Source organism: Clostridium sp. 1001270J_160509_D11 (assembly GCF_015667935.1).
In the GTDB taxonomy this organism is placed as follows: Bacteria; Bacillota; Clostridia; order Peptostreptococcales; family Peptostreptococcaceae; genus Intestinibacter.
Genome location: NZ_JADPET010000017.1, coordinates 24337 through 29690, shown reverse-complemented (window position 1 = coordinate 29690; position 5354 = coordinate 24337). Strand labels below are relative to the sequence as shown.

At 26.8% G+C, this 5354-nt stretch carries 3 protein-coding genes; 2 read left to right on the top strand and 1 reads right to left on the bottom strand.

Annotation, left to right across the window (positions count from 1 at the left end; translation table 11 throughout):
• Positions 1 to 54 precede the first annotated feature (54 nt).
• Both srtB and I4U58_RS03285 read left to right on the top strand, forming a co-directional pair.
• Entirely contained in the window at positions 55 to 786 is a 732-nt protein-coding gene (gene srtB / locus I4U58_RS03290; protein WP_195929616.1) for a class B sortase, read from the top strand.
• Positions 787 to 804: 18 nt separating this feature from the next.
• Positions 805 to 3783 (top strand): leucine-rich repeat protein, encoded by a 2979-nt coding sequence (locus I4U58_RS03285; protein WP_195929615.1) that lies wholly within the window; start codon positions 805 to 807, stop codon positions 3781 to 3783.
• Positions 3784 to 4238: 455 nt separating this feature from the next.
• Here I4U58_RS03285 and I4U58_RS03280 read toward each other — a convergent pair.
• On the bottom strand, positions 4239 to 5354 hold a 1116-nt coding region (locus I4U58_RS03280; protein WP_279325546.1), incomplete at its 5' end, for a prealbumin-like fold domain-containing protein.

Below are 5354 nucleotides of genomic sequence, written 5' to 3'. Positions count from 1 at the left end.
TGTTATTTACATATAAATTATAATTATACAAAAATTTTAGAGGGAGAATATTTAATGAAATTAAAAACGGGGATTAAAAATTTAATAACATTTTTTTTAATTGCAATTATATGCGTATGTGGTTATAGGATTTATGAAAAACTAAATGACTATAAAAAGGCAGACGATTTATACGCTAATTTAAGAACAGAAAAAGAAGCAAATCTTGATAAAAATAATAGTAATTCAGGTACAGCCAATACTATAGATTTATCATCTATAAACAAAGATTTTGTATGTTGGATTAATATCGAAAATACAAATATAGACTATCCAGTTGTCCAAAGTAAAGACAATTCTTACTATCTTCATCGTGATATCTATGGAAATTATCTATATGCGGGGACTACATTTTTAGATTATAGAGATTATTATGATGACAGTAAAAATTTAATTATTTATGGTCATAATATGAAAAATACTACTATGTTTAGTCAACTTGAAAAATTTAAAGAGGAATCATTTTTTAAATCAAATCCTACTATAACTTTAACAGATAAAAATGGGGAGAAAAATTATGAAGTTTTTGCTGTTTTATTAGTTAAGAAGGATTATCCATATACTATTCCGAACTTTAATAGTGATGACGAATATAATAAATTTTTAAATAAAATTGTCGATGATTCAATATTCAGCACGCAAAATAAACCTACATCCTCAGATAAAATACTTACATTAAGTACTTGTAGTTATGAATTTAAGGATGCTAGAACTGTAGTATTTTGTAAAGAAAAGAAAATAAATTAGATTTTATGGGGGGTTATTATGATAGTATCTAAAAAGCAAAAGTATAAATCTTTAAAAAATAGTAATTTAAATAATAAAAGTGTACTAATACTCGACTCATTTATATCGTGCATGAACAAGAAATCTCATAATATAAATATTCCAACAAATATAAATACACTTGGATATAGATGTTTTTATGATTGTGAAAATATAAAATCTTTATATGTTCCTCCAAATATATCGAATATTGAAAAAGGGGCATTTTATAACTGTAAAAGCTTAGAGAAAATTGAACTTCCAAAAGAATTATCTGATTTAAAAGATGAAACTTTCTATAATTGTTCAAGTTTACAATCAATAAATATACCAGATGATGTTTCTTATATTGGAGAAAGGTGCTTTTTAAATTGTGAAAATTTAAAAGAAATCAATTTTTCTAACAAGGTAAAATCTATTAATGACTCTGCATTTAAAAATTGCTCTAACTTAACTAAAATTCAAATTCCTAATTCAGTTGAAGTTATCAGCAAAAATGTATTCTTTAATTGTTTTAACTTAGAAGAAGTTATATTACCTGATAATATCGATATATTAGAATCTTGTTTATTTGCTAATTGTAAAAAGCTAAATAAAATCAATATTGGACAAAATATTACAGAAATAAAGGAGCTTGCCTTCTTTGAATGTAGCAGTTTAAGTTCTTTAGATTTACCTCAAAATTTATCAAATTTAGGCTCTAGGGTATTTTCTAATTGTACTAATTTACAAAATATAAATTTGCCAAATTCGATTATTTCTATTGGACAAGGCATTTTCTCAAATTGTACTAATTTAATAAAAGTTACTTTACCAAACAAACTTACATATATACCATCTAGTACATTTAATAATTGTATTAATTTAGAAGAAATCAATCTACCTAAAACTGTAAAACAAATAGATAATTCAGCATTTTCTAATTGTAAAAAGTTAAAAACTATAGATTTACCTGAAACATTGCAGTCTATTGGTTCGGATTCATTTTCAGGTTGCGAAAAATTAAATCATATTACTTTACCTGACTCTTTAAAAAATATAGGTACAGCGGCATTTTATGATTGTAAATCATTATCAGAAATAAATATACCAAATACAATTAATACATTAAGTCCTTTGACTTTTGCTAATTGTAGCAATTTAGAAAAAATCAAGCTCCCTAAAATGTTTGATAAAATACCAGATTCGTGCTTTGCAAATTGTACGAACCTATATGATATAAATTTACCTGAAACGTTAAATTATATAAATTCATATGCATTTTCAAACTGTTCATCATTAGAAAATATTAGATTACCTAAATCTATAAAAATGATAGGTGAACGTGCATTTAATAACTGTACTAATTTACGTAAGATTATTATTCCTAAATACATTAAATCAATCAGCAATTCTGCATTTGATAATTGTAATAATCTTGTTATTTACGGAGAAAAAAATTCTTATGCACATAAGTACGCTATTGCAAATAAAATAGATTTTGAAGAATATAAATTTATAAGCCTTCGAGGTATTTCTATAAAAAATTCATTTATATCTATGCTAAATAACAACCAAAGTAAATTAGATTTAGTTTTATACCCTGAAAATACAAATGATATTTTCAAAGTAAAATGGAGCTCTTCTGATGAAAATATCGTATCGGTAAAAGACGGCATTATTACTAGCCATAATGTGGGTATAGTAACTATAACTGCACAAGTTGGATATAATAAAATAGCAAAATGCATAGTTCAAGTTGAACGACCTTTAGAATCTATAAAACTTGAAACTGATTATTTAAGTTTAAATAAAAGCGAATCTAAATCTTTAAAAATAGAATATTTCCCTAAAAATCATACTTGCACAGATAACCCAGTTTGGAAATCTTCTGATGAAAATATTGTAAAAGTAGACTCTTATGGAAATATTACAGCTATTTCTAAAGGTGATTGTATTATTACGTGTACTTTAGATGGTAAGTCTGACTCTTGCAAAGTTAATGTTGATTTACCATTAAAAGAAATTACGCTAGACAAAACTTCATTAAATTTAAAATGCAATGAATCATATAAATTAAATATATCTTATATACCAGAAGATACTACAGATGTTATATCATTAAATTGGTCTTGTATGGATTCATCTATAGTTGCAATCAATGATGATGGTACTATCAAAGCATTAAATCCAGGAACTACAGTAATAACTGCATCTGCTAATAATAAAATTGCAACTTGTATAGTTACTGTTAGATCTTGTATTTCTGCAGTTAAATTTAAAGATGATAGAATTAATTTAAAAGTAGATGATTCACTAAGTTTAGAAATACTAGATCAAAATAATGATTATGTTGAAAACGAACTTATAACTTGGAATATTTCAGATAGTAAAATAGCTAAAATAGAAAACAATCGCTTAATAGCTACAAATGAAGGTACTACTGTAATAGTTGCCCAAGTTGAGGGACTAATAGCTGCTGCTATTTTAAATGTTTCTTTGAAAAAAATTCGTTTATTCGATGTAAATTATTTAAAATCTAGTTCAAATATTATAACAGGAAAAGGAATAGTCGGAGCTACTGTTAAAGCCTTCAACAACAATGAATTAATTAGTGATACATGCATTATAAGTTCAGATAAAAAATTCTTACTTCATATCGAACCGCAAGAGCCCGGCTCAGAAATAATAGTAGAAATATCTAAACATGGATATGAAACTAAAGAAGAAGTTATAACATCTTTATATGAATTTGATACATTTTATGTAGATTCAGTTGAAACATTAGATTCTAACAACATATATATTTCAGGAAGAGGTTGTAGCGGGGCTTATATAAGGGCTTACATAAAAAATACTCAGATAGGAAAGGCTTGTTCTGTAAATTCAGATGGACATTTTAAGATGCATCTTCCAAAAATAAAATCAGACACAGTCGTAACTTTAAAAATGAGACAAACTAATTATGTAACAGCTAATAAAAATATTATTATTCCATAATATAAAAAGGAGTAGTCAATCCAGATTGGATTGATTACTCCCTTTCTTTTACAATGATTTTCATATTTTAAGTAAGATTACTTCTCTTTTGCTATTAGAGTTTTAATTTACCTTTAATCAATATTGTCGCATATTTCTAATAAATTTTATATTTTTACTCATATATAATAGCAAATTAATGTCATTAGAATATAAAACTATTTTTTAAGATATTTTCGCTTTCCTGTTGATCGTCTATTTTCTATAATGTCGGAAAATATTACTTAAAAATTTATATTATCATTTTATATTCTAAGGTATTTTTATAATACCACTTCTCTTAAATGTCTCTGATTTTTTAATCCTGTTTATCTACTTATTCTCTAGTTTATCTATTACTATATTTGTGACTTCTTAATTTGTTACTTATTCTCCCTTATTTATTGCCTTTTTATTTTATACTTTATATAAACTTTCTATAATTTTTTTCTACGTTTATTATCAATCCATAATCCAATCAATACAATTAATGAAATTGATCCTATTATGATTTCATTTGTTAAGTTAGTATCACCTGTTTGTACATTTTGTTCTGGCTTTGTACTTTCCTCTGGATTACTTGGCATATTTGGTTTTACTGTATTTTCAGGTTTGTTCGGATTACTTGGGTCATCCGTATCTTCTGGTTTCTCAGGTTTATCTGGAGTTACTGGGTTATCCGAATCATCTGGATCTCCAGGCTTATCTGAATCACCTGGATCATCTGGATTCTCTGGATCACTTGGGCTATCTGGTTTCCCTGGATTTTCAGGTTTTTCTGGATTATTTGGTTTATCTGAGTCATCTGGGTTTTCAGGCTTATCTGGATTACTTGGTTTATCCGAATCATCTGGATTTCCTGGTTTATCTGGATCACTTGGTTTATCCGAATCATCTGGGTCTCCAGGCTTATCTGAATCACCTGGATCATCTGGATTTCCTGGTTTATCCGGGTCTCCTGGATTCTCAGGTTCATCTGTTATAATAAATGTATTAATAATTGTAACAACTTCTTTTTTTACATCTACTTTTACATTCTCTTTATCGATTTTCACCATATATCCATTATGATTTGGTTCACTTATATTATATTTATTTCCATAGATTATATCAGTAACTATTTTTTCTGTTCCTAATTCATCATAAGTAAATTTTATATACTTCTCTGTTGAACCATCTGCAAATTCTCCAGAAACTTTTATTGTAAATATTTCATCACCTTTTAGTTTCTCAATGTTAGAAACATCTTTTTTAACGTATAATGAAACATCTTTCGAATCGAACATTTCAACCTTTTGAATTTCCCCATTTTCTTTTACAGTAAATTTAATATCTTCTGCCAATAAGTATCCATCTGGAGCTTGTTTTTCTACTAAAGTATACTCTCCAACTGGTAATCTATTGATCTTATGAGGTTCTGTAGTACTTGTCCACTCTTCTATTATATTTCTTGCTGAATCAATTACTTGTAGCGTTGCGCCTGGCAATTCTTCGCTCGTAACTATATCTTTTTTAGATATCTCTACCTTTGTATAGTCATCTTGCATTATTGT